This window comes from Marinobacter denitrificans, assembly GCF_008795955.1.
In the GTDB taxonomy this organism is placed as follows: domain Bacteria; phylum Pseudomonadota; class Gammaproteobacteria; order Pseudomonadales; family Oleiphilaceae; genus Marinobacter; species Marinobacter denitrificans.
In genome coordinates, this window is record NZ_VMHN01000001.1 from 1058198 (window position 1) to 1076835 (window position 18638).

General features: G+C 58.0%; 18 protein-coding genes. 13 read left to right on the forward strand and 5 right to left on the reverse strand.

All coding sequences use genetic code 11. The annotated features are described in order from the left end of the window. The first annotated feature begins 124 nt into the window (after window positions 1-124). Entirely contained in the window at window positions 125-1738 is a 1614-nt protein-coding gene (locus FO268_RS04940) for a diguanylate cyclase (RefSeq protein WP_150990342.1), read from the forward strand. A gap of 11 nt (window positions 1739-1749) precedes the next feature. On the opposite strand, the gene FO268_RS04945 is transcribed toward FO268_RS04940, so the two are convergent. Then, window positions 1750-2745 (reverse strand): DUF6976 family protein, encoded by a 996-nt coding sequence (locus tag FO268_RS04945; RefSeq protein WP_150990344.1) that lies wholly within the window; start codon window positions 2743-2745, stop codon window positions 1750-1752. Beyond that, entirely contained in the window at window positions 2742-3452 is a 711-nt protein-coding gene (locus FO268_RS04950) for a hypothetical protein (RefSeq protein ID WP_150990346.1), read from the reverse strand. Before FO268_RS04950 ends, FO268_RS04945 begins: the two co-directional genes overlap by 4 nt. Before the next feature lie 372 nt (window positions 3453-3824). Here FO268_RS04950 and aroQ point away from each other — a divergent pair, with 372 nt between their 5' ends. The 9 genes from aroQ to purD all read left to right on the forward strand — a co-directional run bounded on the left by aroQ (window position 3825) and on the right by purD (window position 12850). Beyond that, on the forward strand, window positions 3825-4265 hold the full coding sequence (gene aroQ / locus FO268_RS04955; RefSeq protein ID WP_150990348.1) for a type II 3-dehydroquinate dehydratase: 441 nt from the start codon (window positions 3825-3827) through the stop codon (window positions 4263-4265). A gap of 27 nt (window positions 4266-4292) precedes the next feature. Continuing rightward, a complete protein-coding gene (accB, locus tag FO268_RS04960; protein WP_150990349.1) occupies window positions 4293-4754 on the forward strand; it encodes an acetyl-CoA carboxylase biotin carboxyl carrier protein in 462 nt (153 codons plus the stop codon). Window positions 4755-4770: 16 nt separating this feature from the next. Continuing rightward, a complete protein-coding gene (gene accC / locus FO268_RS04965) occupies window positions 4771-6117 on the forward strand; it encodes an acetyl-CoA carboxylase biotin carboxylase subunit (RefSeq protein WP_150990351.1) in 1347 nt (448 codons plus the stop codon). Between the two features lie 38 nt (window positions 6118-6155). Beyond that, window positions 6156-7052: a 50S ribosomal protein L11 methyltransferase gene (gene prmA, locus FO268_RS04970; RefSeq protein WP_150990353.1), complete on the forward strand. Its 897-nt coding sequence runs from the start codon at window positions 6156-6158 to the stop codon at window positions 7050-7052. Window positions 7053-7114: 62 nt separating this feature from the next. Then, window positions 7115-8338, forward strand: a complete 1224-nt coding sequence (locus FO268_RS04975) for a DUF3426 domain-containing protein (RefSeq protein ID WP_150990355.1) — start codon at window positions 7115-7117, stop codon at window positions 8336-8338. Between the two features lie 216 nt (window positions 8339-8554). Continuing rightward, window positions 8555-9553: a tRNA dihydrouridine synthase DusB gene (dusB, locus tag FO268_RS04980; protein WP_150990357.1), complete on the forward strand. Its 999-nt coding sequence runs from the start codon at window positions 8555-8557 to the stop codon at window positions 9551-9553. After that, on the forward strand, window positions 9550-9867 hold the full coding sequence (gene fis / locus FO268_RS04985) for a DNA-binding transcriptional regulator Fis (protein WP_137436028.1): 318 nt from the start codon (window positions 9550-9552) through the stop codon (window positions 9865-9867). Before dusB ends, fis begins: the two co-directional genes overlap by 4 nt. Window positions 9868-9952: 85 nt before the next feature. Continuing rightward, window positions 9953-11533, forward strand: coding sequence for a bifunctional phosphoribosylaminoimidazolecarboxamide formyltransferase/IMP cyclohydrolase (gene purH / locus FO268_RS04990; RefSeq protein WP_150990359.1), 1581 nt, complete (start codon window positions 9953-9955; stop codon window positions 11531-11533). Window positions 11534-11554: 21 nt separating this feature from the next. Next, window positions 11555-12850 (forward strand): phosphoribosylamine--glycine ligase, encoded by a 1296-nt coding sequence (gene purD, locus FO268_RS04995; protein WP_150990361.1) that lies wholly within the window; start codon window positions 11555-11557, stop codon window positions 12848-12850. 68 nt (window positions 12851-12918) lie between these two features. Here purD and FO268_RS05000 read toward each other — a convergent pair whose 3' ends face one another. Both FO268_RS05000 and FO268_RS05005 read right to left on the reverse strand, forming a co-directional pair. Continuing rightward, the gene (locus FO268_RS05000) at window positions 12919-13338 is read right to left on the reverse strand and encodes an acyl-CoA thioesterase (protein WP_150990363.1); all 420 of its coding nucleotides are present in this window, start codon (window positions 13336-13338) and stop codon (window positions 12919-12921) included. A 35-nt stretch (window positions 13339-13373) separates the two neighbouring features. After that, entirely contained in the window at window positions 13374-14504 is a 1131-nt protein-coding gene (locus tag FO268_RS05005) for a zinc-dependent alcohol dehydrogenase family protein (RefSeq protein WP_150990364.1), read from the reverse strand. A 165-nt stretch (window positions 14505-14669) separates the two neighbouring features. On the opposite strand from FO268_RS05005, the gene FO268_RS05010 reads away from it, so the two are divergent. From FO268_RS05010 to FO268_RS05020, 3 genes are read left to right on the forward strand one after another with little or no spacing between them, the layout of a single operon-like run. Further along, window positions 14670-15605, forward strand: coding sequence for an alpha/beta fold hydrolase (locus FO268_RS05010; protein ID WP_150990366.1), 936 nt, complete (start codon window positions 14670-14672; stop codon window positions 15603-15605). Between the two features lie 38 nt (window positions 15606-15643). Further along, window positions 15644-17215, forward strand: coding sequence for a cation:proton antiporter family protein (locus FO268_RS05015; protein ID WP_150990368.1), 1572 nt, complete (start codon window positions 15644-15646; stop codon window positions 17213-17215). Next, window positions 17215-17856, forward strand: coding sequence for a methyltransferase domain-containing protein (locus tag FO268_RS05020; RefSeq protein ID WP_150990370.1), 642 nt, complete (start codon window positions 17215-17217; stop codon window positions 17854-17856). Before FO268_RS05015 ends, FO268_RS05020 begins: the two co-directional genes overlap by 1 nt. Before the next feature lie 33 nt (window positions 17857-17889). Here FO268_RS05020 and FO268_RS05025 read toward each other — a convergent pair whose 3' ends face one another. Further along, a complete protein-coding gene (locus FO268_RS05025; protein ID WP_150990373.1) occupies window positions 17890-18633 on the reverse strand; it encodes a putative 4-mercaptohistidine N1-methyltransferase in 744 nt (247 codons plus the stop codon). Window positions 18634-18638 lie beyond the last annotated feature (5 nt).

Genomic DNA, 18638 nt, shown 5'->3' on the forward strand with positions numbered 1-18638 from the left:
TACATAGAGTCACCTACGCCGACAACATTAAACACTATAGACTCTGCAAAACGACTAATGTTGAAAATATCTGCCTGTAATGGAGACGGGCGGCCAGGAACGAAAAAATACAGGCCGGAGCACAATGAACGACGAAAGCCAGAAAGACAAACTCAGGCAGCATTTTGCCCGCCGGGTCACAACCCAGGCGCGCGTTGTCCTGGATACTTGGCAGAAAGTCCACGAAGATATCAGCGAGTCTGCCGCGTTCAGGGCTGACTTTGCCAGAGCGGCCGACAAGCTGGTTCGCTACGCCAAACGATTCGAAATGGCGAGCCATGCTGAGTCAGGGCAGAAAGTGTTCGAGCTTATTAGCGAGTGGCCCGAAGGCGAGGCCCTGCCAGAGGGCCTTGACCGCAAACTGCAGGATGCCATTGAACAGCTCTCCCGGTGCACCCTCCGGCGCACAGACCAGACCGCCAGCGAAGCTCCCCAGCAGTACCGTCGCACCCCGGTCTATATAGCGCTGTCGAGCGAGGAAATGGCCGGCCGGCTCATTCGCCAGCTCGAGTTTTTCGGTTTCCGCGCGTCCGCATTCCACACGTCGGAAAAACTCATAGAAGCCTGCGCCCTCCACAAGCCAGAAACCATCCTGATGGACGTCAACTACGGCGGCGAACCACTCAGTGGCATTGCCACGATCGAGCGACTGCAGGAGCGTCACGACACCCCCATTCCCATTATTTTCATGAGCGATGAGGATGGCACCATTGAAACCCGGTTGCGGGCTTCCCGCTGTGGTGGCGAGGAGTTTTTCTATCCGGCCGTAGACCCGGGCCAGCTGATCGAGAAGATCGAAACGTACACACACGGCAACACGGTAGAACCCTACAAGGTACTGGTGCTGGATGACTCTCGCGCCCAGGCCAAGTTCATGGAAACGGTGCTCAAAAAAGCCGGCATGAATGCCCATATCATCACCAACCCCATGGACATCATCCACGCACTGGAATCTTTCTCACCAGAGATCATTATTCTGGACATGTACATGCCCGGCTGCACCGGCATGGAGATTGCGCGGGTCATTCGCCAGCAGGACCGCTTCCACAGCGTCCCCATCATTTACCTGTCTGCCGAGGAGGATGTCAGCAAGCAACTCCATGCCATGAGCCTGGGAGGTGACGACTTCCTCACCAAACCTATCGATCCGAAACACCTGATTGCCACCATCCATAACCGGGGCCGGCGGGCCCGCTCGTTGCTGGCATTGATGATCCGCGACAGCCTGACCGGCCTGTTCAACCACACCCACACCCTGCATCTGCTGGATCAGGAGATCGTGAAGTGCCGACAGAAAGACCAGCCGCTCTGCTTTGCGATGATCGACATTGATTACTTCAAAAAAGTGAATGACACCTTCGGGCACCCCATTGGCGACCGTGTGCTCCGCAGCCTGTCCATGTTCCTCAAGCAGCGCCTGCGCAAGACCGATCACATAGGCCGGTATGGGGGCGAGGAATTCGCCATCATCCTTCCGGACACCCGGGAAAGCGATGCCCGCAACGTACTGAATGAAATCCGTGAACGCTTCTCTGAACTGCTTCAGCCCGCGGGCGACCGTGAGTTCAACGTCACTTTCAGTTGCGGTGTTGCCGCCTGGAAAGGCGACACGTCCCAGGCGTTGTGTGAACGGGCAGACAGGGCGCTTTACCGCTCGAAGGAGCAGGGACGGAACTGCGTTACGGCTGCCGGCGACTAAGCCCTTCCAGCTCAGTCGTCATGTTCGACGGTGAGAAAAACAGCGGTCTGGTTCAACAGTTGATACGCCACCTCGCCAAAGGTGATCGGCCCCGTCAGCTGCGCTGTTTTCCTGCCCTCGAGACCGGAATGAAGGTAGTTCAGGATGCAATTGCAGCCAAATACCAGATTACCCGGGTAGGTAGGCATCGCAGCCATAAACTTGGCGGGATAATCAGCCACCGGCCTGGCGAAGTGGTAACGGACACCTTCAAACACTGGCGCATAGAGTTTTACCCTGCCTTGCGCTTCGTCTACTGACTGAATACTCACATTGACCATCGTCCCACAGTAGTCCGCCACCAGGGGCAGCCTATGGTCGCTTTCATGGGCGGTAATAACGTCCGCCAGGTTGCCAACCGCACCGTCCACACTGCACTCACTGAGAGAGTCGCTGGTAGCCCCGAATGTCAGCTCCGGCCCAAACCCGGGTTCGAACAGGTTGACCGCATGCACCACGGCTGAACTGCCCTCAGGAAGCCGCGCGTGCAGTACCACTGCCTTATCGGTATGGAGCTCCCCACTCCGCCCATCAATGACCGCTGCGCTGCTTTGCCCCAGTTCATCAAGGTGGACACCTGAAACCCACCCCACAATTGGTTTGATGAACATATCGGGGAAGTCTGGTGCGTGGTGAGCGTAAACTTCCAGCACCGGACTTCCTGCCGGCAGGATAATGATCGAGTACCCATTCTCAGGCGCATCTTCCAGTACATTCGCGAGGGTATCCTTGCCATAACTGGCAACCGATACCTCCTCAGTATCCAGGCACTGTACGAAAACCGCGTCCCTCCGGCACTGGCCACCATCAGCGGTCATGAAATACGGCGTGGTGCCACCGATCCACAGCCCCCGGGGCAATTGGCCGAGAAGCGACGCCTCACCGGCGATCGTTAGCGCCATTCCCCGTTCAATCAGTTCCGCGGCACCTGCCACAGACATCAGCCCTCCGTTTGCCCGGGTGTTCATGATTCAGCTCCTGCCTGGCTACCGCGCCTCATCTCCAGCAACTGGGATATTTCATGGTCGAGCTGCTTTTCATGCTTGATGAAGAATCGGCGCACCGTATTAACCCTCATGATTTTCGCGTCGTTGCTGGACAGTGCCGGAAACTCCTGACGGCACCGTGCCAGCAGCAATCGAAGCCCCAGCAAATGAATGTCTATGGCTTCTTCCGATTCCAGCAGGCGAAACCAGACCGGGTCACCGGTTGGCGGAATCTGGCGTGGCGAAGACTCATTCGTGCCCTGATCCAGCAGCTTGCCTTCTTCACTCAACTGTCCTTCACCGATCGCATGACGTATCTGCCAGGCCAGGTAGACATCTATTTCCAGCAGATTGCAGACCTGTCGATAGCCCAGCCCGGCCCTCAGGCATTCGACGACACGCTGCGCCAGGCCGTGGGTAAAGTCGCTGTCTACCTGACCCAGAAATGGCGATTCCGGACGCTGTTCCGGATCATCCGGGAGCGTCGCGTGAATGAAGGTCTTGAAGGCGCCGACGTTGGCGTGGCGCCACCGCATTTTGGGACGTCCAAAGGAAGGCCGGCCAAACCAGGACTTGCCAGCCACCAGATAGGCATGGAGCTCCCTGGCCTGAACATCGACCTTCACCCGGTCAACATTCCACGGCTCCTCCAGTTGCAGTAATTTTCGGCAGATCTCGGTATCTCGCATGACTCCTCCCTGGGCGTGCAGGCCTCTGAGTTCACCATTGTGTGCCGCCTGGCGCAGCTTCGACAGGCCACCATGGCGTTGATCAGGTTGAACTTAGGGAGTAAATCCGGCGTACCGGAGAGGTATAACTCCGGCCGTGTTCGCATACGGCAAAAACCGAACATGAAACCAACGTCTTATAGCGCTCTCTCTTATCGTTCACGACAATGGGCGGGCAGTAGGAAAAGATCGCGCTCTTGTTGCCAAGATACTTTTCGACACAAAGCGGAATGTCAAAAAGTGTTGATCTGAAGGCCTCAAGCACGCACCATTGACTGAAAATGTCGCTAAAGTCGGCGATCCTGTAAATAAGTCAGCAAGGCAGATGCAATCATGGCGACTATACTCGTCCTCCATGGACCCAACCTGAACATGCTCGGAACCCGCGAGCCGGAGGTCTATGGCCAAGAGACACTGGCCGACATTGATGAACGATTACACCGGAAAGCCGCCGAAAGTGGCCATCACCTGCTACATTTACAGTCAAACGCGGAATATGAGCTGATTGAGCGGATTCATGAAGCCAGATCGGAAGGGGTGGATTTTATCATTATCAACCCGGCGGCATTCACTCACACCAGTGTTGCACTGCGGGATGCCATGCTGGCATCGGGCATTTCGTTTATTGAAGTACATCTTTCCAACGTGCATGCGCGGGAAGCTTTCCGCCATCACTCCTATTTTTCTGATATCGCCGAAGGCGTTATCTGCGGGCTGGGCAGCCAGGGGTACGACCTCGCACTCGAAGCTGCCCTGCAACGAATTCATCGATAGAACTGATTAAACGGGATCGGACTGACTATGGACATTCGCAAGATCAAGAAACTTATCGAGCTGCTGGAGGAATCCGACGTCGAGGAGCTGGAAATTCACGAGGGTGATGATTCCGTTCGCATTTCTCGCCGTCGTGAACAATTGGCTGCGCCGCAGTACATGGCCCAGTACCCATCTCCGGCACCCCAACCCGCGGCGTACCCGCAGCCGTCCACACAGGCCACCGATGAGCCCGCCAAGTCTGCGGAGCCCTCCGGCCATGCTGTGAAGTCGCCGATGGTGGGCACCTTCTACCGTTCGCCCTCGCCCACGGCCAAGTCGTTCGTGGAAGTCGGGCAGTCCGTGAAGGCCGGTGATGTGGTGTGCATTGTGGAAGCCATGAAGATGATGAACCAGATTGAGGCGGACAAGAGCGGTACCATCGCCGAGATCCTGGTAGAGAACGGGCAGCCGGTCGAATTCGACCAGCCACTGATCATCATTTCCTGAACCCGGTGATACCCTCATGGCTATGTTAGAAAAAGTTCTGATCGCAAACCGCGGCGAGATCGCCCTGCGCATCCTGCGAGCCTGCAAGGAGCTGGGCATCAAGACCGTCGCTGTCCACTCGCAGATTGACCGCGAGCTGATGCATGTGCGCCTGGCGGATGAATCTGTCTGCATCGGCCCCAACAGCGCTACTGAAAGCTACCTGAACATCCCAGCGATTATCAGTGCGGCAGAAGTGACGGATTCCGTCGGCATTCATCCCGGTTATGGCTTCCTGGCGGAGAACGCGGACTTTGCCGAACAGGTTGAGAAAAGCGGATTTCGCTTCATCGGCCCCAGGGCTGAAACCATTCGCCTGATGGGCAACAAGGTCTCGGCCATCAATTCCATGATCGAAGCCGGCGTTCCCACTGTTCCGGGCTCCGACGGCCCGATCACCGATGATGACGAGCGCACTCTGGAAGTGGCGAGGCGAATCGGCTACCCGGTGATCATCAAGGCAGCATCCGGTGGCGGTGGCCGTGGCATGCAGGTCGTCCACTCCGAAGCAGCGCTGCTGAAAAGCGTGCAGATCACACAGAGCGAAGCCAAGAATACCTTTGGCGATGCCACGGTGTATCTCGAAAAATACCTGGAGCGGCCCCGCCACGTGGAGGTTCAGGTACTGGCAGACACCCACGGCAACGTGATTCACCTGGGAGACCGGGACTGCTCCATGCAGCGCCGGCACCAGAAGGTTCTGGAAGAAGCGCCTGCGCCCAACATTGATCCGGAAGCCAGGGAAGTTACCCTGAAAGCCTGTGTCGATGCCTGTAAGAAAATCGGCTATGTGGGAGCGGGCACGTTCGAGTTCCTGTACCAGGACGGTGCGTTCTACTTCATCGAGATGAATACCCGGGTTCAGGTGGAGCACCCTGTGTCGGAGATGGTGACCGGCGTGGACATCGTTCGTGAGCAGTTGCGCATTGCCAGCGGCCTGCCTCTGCAATACACCCAGGACGACATCAAGATTTCCGGCCACGCGCTGGAATGCCGCATCAACGCCGAAGACCCGAAAACCTTCGTGCCCAGCCCGGGCACGGTCAAGCACTTCCATGCCCCTGGAGGCAACGGCATCCGGGTAGACTCGCACCTCTACAGCGGCTACACCGTACCACCGTTCTACGACTCCATGGTGGCCAAGCTGATCACCTGGGGTGATGATCGGGAAATTGCCCGTCGCCGCATGAAGAACGCGCTGGACGAACTGCTTGTCGAGGGCATCAAGACCAATCAGGCGCTACACCGGAAACTGATACGCGATGGTGGCTTCAAACAGGTAGACTTCACCATTCACTACCTGGAAAAGCTGATACGGGACTGACCCGTACAGTTGACTCGTCTACCCGACAGGACACCAACATGCCCTGGATACAATTACAGATCCCTGCTGATCCCGACAACGCGGATCAGCTTGAGGATCTGCTTATGGAGATGGGCGCCGAAGCCGTCTCCATGGAAGATGCCGCCGACCAGCCACTTTATGAGCCCGACCCCGGCACGACTCCGCTATGGCACCAGACCAACGTGACCGGACTGTTCGGCTCGGAACGGGACATCGAAGAGCTTTGCGCCGCGGTCAAGGATGCCTGGCACCAGCAGACACAACAATCACTGCCAGACATCGACGTCACCCTGGTGGAAGACAAGGACTGGGAACGGGAGTGGATGGAGGACTTCAAGCCACTCCGTTTCGGCGAGCGACTATGGATCGTGCCCAGCTGGCACGACGCTCCCGATCCTCACGCGGCCAATCTGCTGCTGGATCCGGGGCTGGCCTTTGGCACTGGCACCCACCCCACCACGGCCCTTTGCCTGGAATGGCTGGACGGCCACGACGTTTCCTCATGTCAGGTGATCGACTACGGTTGTGGCTCGGGCATTCTCGGCCTTGCCGCCCTGTTGCTTGGTGCTGACCACGTCATCGGCGTGGACACCGATCCCCAGGCACTGGAAGCCAGCCGCGAGAATGCACGCCGCAACCGGGTTGAAGAAGACCGGCTTGATCTGTTCCTGCCTGCGGATGAACCCGACGCGATGGCAGATATCATGCTGGCCAACATTCTTGCCCAGCCCCTGATCGGCCTGGCACCCAGGCTGGCTGCGATGATCAGGCCCGGTGGCGATATCGTGTTATCCGGCATACTCTCCAACCAGGCCAGGGAAGTCATGGAAGCTTACGAACCCTGGTTTGTCATGGACGAACCGGAACAGCGTGAAGAGTGGATACGGCTCACAGGACGGCGCAACGAGAGGTGACGGAAACGGCTGAACCTACTAAACTCCGTGACTCGTAGCGACGTCGCTTACAGGAATGAAGCATGACCCAAAGCAGCCTGCAGACACGATGCCCGAAATGCGAAACCCGCTTTCGGGTAACCGACGCCCAGCTTAGCGTAGCCGGCGGCAAAGTGCGCTGCGGCAACTGCATGGCGGTGTTCAATGCGGTGGAACACCAGGTCAAAGGTGGTACATCCGGCGCAGAAACCACGCCCCCTTCCCCAGTTGCAGAAAAACAGGCGCCCCAATCAGAACAGAACTTCACCGCAGATGACGACCTGATTTTCGCCGATAATCCGGAAGAAGATGCCGCTGAAGGCCCCTACGCCGGTACCAAACTGACGTTTTCCGATGACGAACTGAGCGACAGTTTCCGTACCGTCAATGAAGCCAGGACCGGCAGCTTCGAGAGCGAAGACGACGACAACCAGGAAACAATAGACGAAAGCTGGGCGGAGGCGATGCTCTCCGACGATACCCCGGCGCGCAAACCCGAGCCTGCCCCACAGCCAGTTGAGGACCAGCCAGAGAAGCAGCCTGAGGAGCCGCCAGAGCCTCAGATATCGGGTTTTTCAGCCGAGAAGAAGGAAGAAGAACCCACGGAAGAGCACACACCATCGCAGCCCCACCCTGCCAAGGCGCCCCCAGAACGGGAAGAACTGAGCCTGAAACAGGCCGACGAGCCAGAAGAATTCTTCGTTGACGAACCCATGACTGCGGCAAGCTCCCCGTACACCAATCTTCGCAGAGAACCTGTTTCCGTTGGTGGCAACGGCGGCGGGCGCCTCAGAACAGCGCTCTGGACTCTGGTGGTGCTGGCCCTGATCGGCGCTCTGGTGGCACAGGTCACCTGGTTCCAGTTTGATCGCCTTTCTTCAATTCCTGAACTGCGCCCCTTCTATGAGAAAGGCTGCGAGATCGCTGGTTGCGAGCTGAAGCCCCTGGTGAATGTTGACGCCATCCAGAGCCGCAAACTGGTGGTCAGAACAAACCCCGACAACCGCAGCCAGTTGGTAGTCGATGCCGTCATCATCAACCGGGCAGCCTTCGAACAACCTTTTCCGGCCATAGCCCTGACCTTCTCGAACCTGAATGGTGATGTGGTTGCCCAGAGCGTCTTCACACCGGACGAATACCTTGCGGGGGAAGGCCGGGAACTGGAGGCCATGCCAACGGATACGCCGGTCAGAATCGTCATTAATATCCGCGACCCGGGCAGAGATGCGGTGAACTACAATATCGCCTTTCGCGCCAATTCCGAGTAAGCAAGTCCTCACTTGCCAAAGAGTGGGGACCGCCATCGAATTGCCTGAAAGTCAACCAGAAAGAACGAAAAATAATCAACTTTTTCATGACTTCGCCCCTTCAATAGCATCTCTCCCGGCGGTATCATTACCGCCCTCCGGATCATAATCGGTTACTTATTGAGCAACCATTCAGATCCGGCGTTCGCTTAACCCGCTGCGACACGGACTCAGACCATGCTGCCAACGGCAAAAATCGGGCCGTACACCCTGCCCAACCCGTTGATCGTTGCGCCCATGGCCGGTGTAACTGATCGCCCCTTTCGCCTGCTCTGTCGGCGTATGGGTGCCGGGCTGGCAGTCTCTGAAATGGTCATTGCGGACAGCAAACTCTGGAAAACACGCAAGTCACGAACACGGATGAACCATCAGGGTGAGCCCGAACCCCGGTCGGTGCAGATTGCCGGCGGCGACCCTGACATGCTGGCCAATGCCGCCAGACTGAATGCCGAGTTTGGCGCTCAGATCATCGATATCAATATGGGCTGCCCGGCCAAGAAGGTGTGCAACAAGGCCGCCGGCTCCGCGCTGATGAAGGATGAAGCGTTGGTGCGGGAGATTCTGGAAGCCGTTGTGGCCGCAGTGGACATACCGGTAACCCTGAAGATGCGAACCGGATGGGACCGGGAGCACCGGAACGCACCACTGATTGCCCGTATGGCGGAAGATGCCGGTATTCAGGCCCTGGCAATCCATGGACGCACCCGTGCGGATGCGTACAAGGGCGAGGCGGAGTACGACACCATCGCCGAGGTTAAATCCCGGGTCGGAATTCCGGTGTTTGCCAACGGTGATATCACCTCGCCGGAGCAGGCGAGGCATGTACTGAGCCACACCGGTGCCGATGGCTTGCTGATTGGGCGCGGCGCCCAGGGCAGGCCCTGGATTTTCCGGGAGATTCTGCATTTTCTGGAAACCGGCAGGCATCTGGCAGAACCTCCGATAGACGAGGTGGAACAGGTGCTCAGCGAACACCTTGAAGCGCTGCACGGCTTTTATGGCGAACTCATGGGCGTACGCATCGCCCGTAAACATGTGGGCTGGTACCTGCAGTCCCACGACGAAGACAAACGATTCCGCAAACGCTTCAACGCCATCGACTGCGCGCTGGAGCAGAAAGACAGCATTCAACAGTACTTTGCAGGCTTACGAAATGGAGAGGTATTCGCAGCATGACGGCTGAGACTTTGGTTAATGACAATCTGACAGCACCCGCCAACGATGACATTCATCAGTTGCAGACGGTGAACAGCAGCGGCAACACCGTTACTCTGCGTGACAGCGTGGAAGTTGCCCTGAAAAACTATTTCGCGCAGCTTGATGGCGCCCCGGTTACCGAGGTCTACCAGCTGGTGCTGTCCGAAGTAGAGGCACCGCTGCTGGAGCAGGTGATGAAGTACACCCGTAACAACCAGACCAAGGCGTCGACCATGCTCGGCCTGAACCGCGGTACCCTGCGCAAGAAGCTTAAGCAGTACGGTCTGCTATAATCCAGCTACCCGATTGAAACGAGGGCCTCCCGGACAACATTCGCGAGGCCTTCATTCGTTCATACCCAGCAGAAAAAAGTGACCCATGGCAAATCAGGCTAATACCCCCGTCCGTCGCGCGCTGATCAGCGTGTCCGATAAAACCGGCATCGTAGAATTTGGTCGGGCATTGACCGATCGCGGCATCGAACTGCTCTCCACCGGCGGCACCTTCCGGTTGTTGAAAGAAAACCAGGTCCCTGTCACCGAGGTCAGTGACCATACTGGCTTCCCGGAGATGATGGATGGTCGCGTCAAAACCCTCCACCCGAAAATCCATGGCGGCATTCTGGGCCGGCGCGGCACTGATGACGCGGTGATGGCAGAGCACGGCATTGCCCCTATCGACATGGTCATTGTGAACCTCTATCCCTTTGAAGAAACCGTAGCGAAACCCGATTGCGACCTGGCAACGGCGATTGAAAACATCGATATCGGCGGGCCCACCATGGTTCGTGCAGCGGCAAAGAACCACAATGATGTCGCTATTGTGGTGAACACGGCGGATTACAGCCGGGTATTGAAAGAGCTGGAGTCCAACGATGGCCAACTGACCCACAAGACCCGTTTCGACCTCGCTGTGAAGGCCTTCGAACATACTGCCGGCTACGACGGCGCGATTGCTAATTACCTCGGTGGACGCACCGCCGACAACGACAACGCGGATTTCCCCCGCACCTTCAACAGCCAGTTCGTGAAGGTTCAGGACATGCGCTATGGCGAAAACCCGCACCAGCGAGCAGCTTTCTACACCGAGCGGCATCCCCGCGAAGCCTGTATTGCCACCGCCAAACAGCTACAGGGCAAGGAACTGTCCTACAACAACGTGGCGGATACCGATGCGGCCCTTGAGTGCGTCAAGCCGTTCGCCGACCCCGCCTGCGTTATCGTAAAGCACGCCAATCCCTGCGGTGTGGCCATTGGCGCGGATATCCGTCAGGCCTATGATCTGGCCTTTGCCACTGACCCGACATCAGCCTTCGGCGGGATCATTGCCTTCAACCGTGAGCTGGACGCGGAAACCGCAAAAGCCATTATCGACCGCCAGTTCGTGGAAGTAATCATCGCCCCGACCGTAGCGCCGGAAGCACTGGAACTTGTGGCTGCCAAAAAGAACGTGCGCCTGCTGGCCTGCGGCGAATTCGATGGCGAGCGCGCCAGATCCATGGATTACAAACGCGTAACCGGCGGTCTGCTGGTGCAGGACCGGGATCTGGGTATGGTCGCCATGGAAGACGTGAAGGTCGTTACCGAGCGCCAGCCGTCCGAGCAGGAACTGAATGACCTGCTGTTCGCCTGGGAAGTAGCCAAGTATGTGAAATCCAATGCCATCGTGTATGCCAGGGCCGGCCGCACCATTGGTGTAGGCGCTGGCCAGATGAGCCGGGTCTACAGCGCAAAAATTGCCGGCATCAAGGCCGCCGACGAAGGCCTTGAGGTGAAGGGCTCGGTCATGGCTTCCGATGCGTTCTTCCCGTTCCGGGATGGCATCGACGCCGCCGCTGAAGCGGGCATCACTGCCGTGATCCAGCCAGGTGGTTCCATGCGCGATCAGGAAGTGATCGACGCGGCGAATGAACATGGCATTGCCATGGTCTTTACCGGTATGCGTCATTTCAGGCACTAATCCGACAGACAGGAACCGACCATGAACATTCTAGTTATAGGCTCCGGCGGCCGCGAACACGCCCTCGCCTGGAAAGCCGCCCAGTCCCCGGATGCAGACCGGGTGTTTGTCGCACCTGGCAATGCCGGCACCGCTCGCGAGCCAGGCCTGGAAAACATCAACATCGACGTGATGGACCTCAAGGGCCTGGCGGATTTTGCCGCCGCCAACAACGTTGGGCTTACGATTGTAGGGCCGGAGGCCCCCCTGGTGGCCGGCATTGTGGACCTGTTTGAGGAGCGTGGCCTGAGGGTGTTCGGCCCCAGTGCCGGCGCAGCTCAACTGGAGGGTTCCAAGGCCTTCACCAAGGACTTCCTGGAACGTCAGAAAATTCCCACAGCGGCTTACGGCAACTTCACGGATGTCGATGAGGCACTGGAGTACGTGCGCAAGCAAGGTGCCCCTATCGTCGTCAAAGCCGACGGCCTGGCCGCCGGTAAGGGCGTCATCGTAGCGATGACCCTGGAGGAGGCAGAGGACGCCATTCGCGATATGCTGGCCGGAAATGCATTTGGTGATGCGGGCAGCCGGGTGGTCGTCGAAGAGTTCCTGGAAGGCGAGGAAGCCAGCTTCATCGTGATGGTAGATGGTAAGCACGTGTTGCCAATGGCCACCTCCCAGGACCACAAGCGCGTAGGCGACGGTGATACCGGTCCCAATACCGGCGGCATGGGCGCCTACTCTCCGGCCCCTGTCGTCACCGCAGATGTCCACAAGCGCATCATGGATGAAGTCATCTATCCGACGGTTCGCGGCATGGCCGCAGAAGGCCATCCTTATAAAGGCTTTCTCTACGCCGGCCTGATGATCGACGCGCAGGGCGCCCCCAAGGTGATCGAGTTCAACTGCCGCTTTGGTGATCCGGAAACCCAGCCCATCATGCTGAGGATGAAATCCGATCTGGTTGAGCTCTGCGGCGCAGCTATCGATGGCAAACTCGACCAGTGCAGCTCAGACTGGGACGACCGCCCGGCCGTCGGTATTGTGCTGGCAGCGGGTGGCTATCCCGGCAGCTACAACAAGGGAGATGCTATTACCGGGCTTCCCGAGGCGGAATCCGACGGTGAGAAAGTATTCCATGCGGGTACCCGGCTTAACGGCGAGCAGGTTCTTACCAACGGTGGCCGCGTACTTTGCGCAACAGCGCTCGGAACGACCGTTACTGAAGCCCAGCAGCGCGCCTACAGGGTCGCCGCCGGCATCCAGTGGGAAGGGGCTTTCTTCCGTAAGGACATAGCCTATCGGGCTATCGCCCGGGAAAGCTCTGGCAGAACCTGATGCCAGAACAACCCTAGAAAAAGCCCGGTCTCGCCGGGCTTTTTTGATCAATGAACGCAGGCAGCGAGTCAGGTAACCAGAATACGCTCAAGCGCCTCGCGAATACGCTCGGGAAGCGCAACCGCGCGATCCTGTTCACGGTCAACAAACACGTGGACCACCTCACCTAGCGCCACCGGGTCCGCCTCGTCGTTCCTGAACAGCCCCAGCTCGTAGGTTACCGAGCTGTTTCCAATCCTGACCACCCTGAGCCCGGCGTCCAGGGCATCCGGATAGGCCACCGGTTTTTTGAACTGACAGCTGGAACTGACCACGTATCCCACCACCGGCGAATTATTGATATCCAGCCCACCAACCTCAATCAGGTACCGGTTAATGGTTGTATCAAAGTAGGAGTAGTAGGTCACGTTGTTCACGTGGCCGTAGATATCGTTATCCATCCATCGGGTAGTGATGGGGTACAGAACACCAAATTCATGTCGTTGCACAGACTTCTCCGTTACCAGCTTCGTTGCACCAAGACCTACTCGAACAGCACCACCTGACGGACGGCTTTGCCGGAAGCCAGTTTCTCAAACCCTTCATTGATCTCATTCAGCGTCAGGGTATCGCTAAGCAATTTATCCACCGGCAGCTTGCCCTGACGGAACAGGGTGACATAGCGGGCAAGATCACGAACGGGCACACAACTGCCCACATAGCTGCCCTTCAGGGTGCGCTCCTCTGCCACCAGACTCACCTGCTGGATGGACACTTTCTTTTCAGGATGTGCAAGGCCGCCGGTGACCGTGGTGCCGCCACGGCGAGTGATCTGATAGGCAAATTCCAGCGCCTTTTCAGATCCGGCCATCTCGATTGCACAATCAACCCCGCCATTGGTCAGTGCCCTGACTTTTTCGACGCAGCCCTCCTCCCTTGAGTTGAAAGCGTGGGTGGCGCCGAGCTCTCTGGCCAGGGCCAGTTTGCTGTCATCCAGATCAATGGCAATCACCTCGCCGGCGCCGGCCACCAGGGCTCCCAGCACACTATTCAGCCCGACACCACCCAGGCCGATGACGGCGACGGTCTGGCCGGCCTTGATATCGGCGGAGTTGATCGCCGCACCCACGCCGGTCAATACCGCGCAACCAAACAGGGCCGCGTGGTGAAAAGGCAGATCGGCATCAACCTTGACCAGCGAATCCCGCGAAACTACCGCGTGGTCTGCAAACGCAGAGACCCCGAGATGGTGGTTGATCGGGGTGCCGTCCGCCCGATGAAGCCGATGCTCACCACTGACCAGGGTACCGGCGTTATTGGTTTTTGCGGCCGGCTCGCACAGGGCCGGACGTCCTTCTGCGCAAGGTGCGCAGTGGCCACAGCTGGGTACGAACACTGCAACCACATGATCCCCCGGCTTCAGGTCGCGAACGCCGTTGCCAACAGCCTGAACGATGCCTGCGGCTTCGTGGCCCAGAGCCATAGGTACCGGCCGGGGGCGGTTTCCATCAATAACTGAGAGATCGGAATGACAAAGGCCCGCGGCTTTGATCTGCACCAGCACTTCATTGTCACCGGGTGGAGACAGTTCCAGCTCTTCAATTACCAGGGGGCGGGTCTCCTGGTATGGACGTTGCGCCCCGATGGCTCGCAAAACTGCGGCTCTAATTTTCATAACGACAACCTCATGATGGTTACTGAGAAACGCTAAATAGAGTAGATGCTTTGATGCGTTTCACAAAGCGGCCCAGCGGGATCCTTGACCGGGTCCGTTTTTGGGGTAGTGTAAGCGCTTTCGCAAACAGACGTTTGAAACCCGTCCGCAAGGAGCACGCCCTGAATGAAAACAAGTCCCGCTCTACCCGTTATTGTGCTGCTGATGAGCACACTGCTGATCAGCGCCTGTTCCCGCCAGACCCTTTATGACAACGCTATCGGCTGGGAGCGTTCCGGAGCAGGTCTTGAAATGTCTCGTATTCAGGTGGACGACATGACCATAGCGTACCTGAGCAATGAAGAGCCAGTGGAGGGGGAAACCATCGTGCTCGTCCACGGGTTTGGCGCCAACAAGGACAACTGGACCCGGCTGGCGCGGGAGCTGACCGATGAATTCAACGTCTACGCCATTGACCTGCCTGGTCATGGCGACAGCAGCAAGGCCCTGGACCTGGGTTACCGATTCGAGGATCAGGTGGCACACCTGTCGGAAATCCTTGCAGCACTGGGTATTGAGCAGGCCCATATGATGGGGAATTCCATGGGCGGTGCCATTACTGCACTTTATGCAGCCACCTATCCGGACCAGATTCAGTCTGCGGTGTTGTTCGACCCGGCCGGAATCTTCGAATACGACAGCGAACTGGTAGCCCTCGTGGTGGAAGGCGACAACCCCCTTATCCCTTCAAAGGAAGGGGATTTCAGGCGCCTGGTTGACTTTGCCCTGGAGAAAAAACCCTTTGTGCCCTGGCCCATCTACGACGTGATGGAAGAAAAGGCCATCGCCAACCGTGAGATCAACCAGGTGATCTTCGCTGCCATCCGCGATACCGGCTACGAGCCGGATTTCCGCAATGCCATTACCCGTATCGATGCGCCCGTTCTGGTTATCTGGGGTAAGGAAGACCGGGTTATCAACTACCGCAATGCAGATGTGTTTATTGAACAGATACCCGATGCCCGGAAGGTACTTCTCGAAGGTGTCGGGCATGCACCCATGGTGGAGGTGCCGGAGGAATCAGCTCAACTCTTCCGTGAGTTTCTGGCAGAAACGAGGTAGCCTTTCCCTAGCCCTGACTTTCAACCGTGAAGTAGTCCATGCCTGAAGCCATCTGGATATCATTTGCCTTTGCCCTGGGCCTGCTGGTCAAGGCCATCGGCCTGCCCCCGCTGGTAGGCTACCTTGCCGCCGGGTTTGTGCTCAGTGGCATTTCCGCCGCCACCGACATCGCCGTTGAGGCCACCGATGTACTTGCGCATATCGCCCACTTGGGCGTGCTGCTGCTTCTGTTTACTGTCGGCCTGAAGCTGAAACTCCGTTCCATTGTCAGCGCTGAGGTTATTGGCGGAAGCTTGCTGCACTTCGGTATCACCTGTGTAGTCTTCACTCCCGGTCTTTACCTGCTCATGGATCTGGACTGGCAAACGGCCTTCATACTGGCCATTGCCCTCTCTTTTTCCAGCACGGTGCTGGCCGCGAAGGTACTGGAAACCAAACGGGAGCTGCGGGCCTTTCATGGCCGCGTCGCCATCGGCATCCTGATCATGCAGGACTTGCTCGCGCTGGTAGTGATGAGCCTTGCCGCTGGCCAGACGCCTTCCCAGTGGGCGTTGATCGTATTTGGCCTGCCGCTGCTAAGGCCCTTGCTGTTCAGGCTATTAGACGCCAGTGGCCACGATGAGCTACTGGTTCTGCTGGGGTTGTTGCTGGCCCTTGTGGTCGGAGGCCTTGGCTTCGAGGCGGTAGGGCTGAGCTCGGAACTGGGCGCCCTGGTGTTCGGTGCCATGTTGGCCAATCATCCCCGCTCCCAGGAACTCGCCAAGTCTCTCTGGAGTGTAAAGGAAGTTTTCCTGGTAGGCTTTTTCCTGCAAATCGGTATTGGCGGCCTCCCGGATGGAGAGGCATTGGTGTTTGCTGCAGTCGCCGCAATCGTTCTGCCGCTAAAAGGGCTGCTGTTTTTTTTGCTGCTGTTACTGTTCCGGCTGCGTGCCCGAAGCGGCTTCCTCAGCGCCCTATCGTTGACCAATTACAGTGAGTTCGGCCTGATTGTCGCCAGTGTTGCACTACCTGAATGGCTTATTCCCCTGGCGATTACGGTGTCCTTGTCTTTCGTGATTTCCGCCCCGGTTAACCGCTATGCTCACGCTCTGTATGAACGTTGGTCTGGTACTCTGGTAAAGTTTGAAAGCCAGACCCATCATCCGGATGAGCAGCCCATTTCTCTCGGCGACACCAAGGTTCTGGTCATGGGCATGGGGAGAACCGGCACGGCTGCTTACGACTGGTTGCGGGAATCAGAATCTGAGGTAATAGGGCTGGACTCAGACCCGGCAAAAACACAGAAACACCAGGCAGAAGGTCGTAATGTGGTATTTGCTGACGCCGAAGATAATACCTTCTGGCAGGGATTGCATATGCCTGAAGTGGAGGCAGTCATCCTTGCCATGAATGACATCGAGGGTAAACTGATCGCGGCCCGGATGCTGCGCCGCAGAGGGTTTACCGGCTACGTGGTCGCCCACACCATGTATGCCGATGAAGCCAAAAAAATCCGGGAGGCAGGCGCCGACGAAGCCTATCTCACCATGAGCGAAACCGGTGTGGCACTGGCGAGCCACATCCGGGATCACCGGCCTGCCCTACCACCACAAACTGCGGGAACATCCTGATGCATGAGCCCATGGGCTCCAACGAACACACGATGACGCAGATGACTTCACTGCATGAAGAGCGTCTGAATTTCGTGTTCCGCACATTAAAGGCGACAGGCGCGACGCGGGTGCTGGACCTGGGCTGCGGCTCGGGCTCGCTGCTCTACCGCCTGCTGGCCGATCGTCAGTTCGAGACGGTTACCGGGCTGGAGGACTCCGGCATTTCCCTGCGCCAGGCCCGGTCAGTACTGGCAGACTACCTTAACGAAGAGCCTGCCAGAGTCCACCTGATCCGGGGGTCCTACGCTGAAAGCAATGCGGCTCTGGCAGGCTATGATGCGGCGGCAATGGTCGAAACCATTGAGCATGTCCACCCGGAGCAGCTTTCACGGGTTGAGAGGGCTGTGTTCGGGGAATACCGCCCGGGCTGCCTGTTCATGACCACTCCGAACCGGGAGTACAACCCGCTGTTCGATCTGGCGCCGGGAGAGTTCCGCGAGGAAGACCACAAGTTCGAATGGGACCGGCTCAAGTTCCAGCGCTGGGCCCGGGGCGTAGCCGACCGCAATGGCTACGAGGTTCGTTTCGGTGGCATCGGCGAGTTTGTTCCCGATATCGGTCACCCCTCCCAGACCGCCTTTTTCACTCGCAGGGATTGATCGCCACCATCTCAACGATCCACCACCCTGGCGTTAGCGAATTCTGCGCCAGGCGCTCAGTTCAGCGATGGTATGCTGGAACTTTCGCCGGGTTTCCCGGATCACAAACGGCACATCCTGTGGCGGCTGTATTTCTTCAAAGTGGTGAGACAGTATTTCCCGCATGCCAGCAAGCACCGTTCGCGGCTCGCCGTTACGCTCAAAACCGCCTATCCAGTTACCGCGGGGCGTAAACTCCTCCATCAAGGTGTAGGGAGAGCTGACGACCAATGTGCCACCCTCGGCGAGACGCTGATGAATATCCGCGAGGAATGCGCCGGGGTCCTGCAGCCGGTCTATCAGGTTACCGGCGAAAATCAGGTCATAGTCCCGATACTCTTCCCCAAGGTGGCAGGCGTCACCTGTGGCAAAAGAGACGCGCTCGGCGGCCCTCGCCAGGCCATGTTCTTCAAGACTTATGGTGATTCGCGTTCCCAGTTCGCCTTCGTCCCGGCGAAAATAATCGATCTCTCCGTCTTGCCGGAGGTTGTGCGCCGCATCTACGAAGCGTCGGGACAAATCCACGCCCACCACTTGCTCAAACACCCTGCCGAGCTCGAAGGTCGTACGGCCAACAGCACACCCCAGGTCCAGAGCCTTGCGCTTCTCCCGGCCGGCCATCAGTTCCTGGCAGATGCCGGCACAACGGGCCGGATAATTGCCAACCCCGAAGTAACTCTCCCCGAAGTGGAATCCCAGATACTGACCGAGCAGTTCGTCGGTTTCATACACGTTCATGGCTG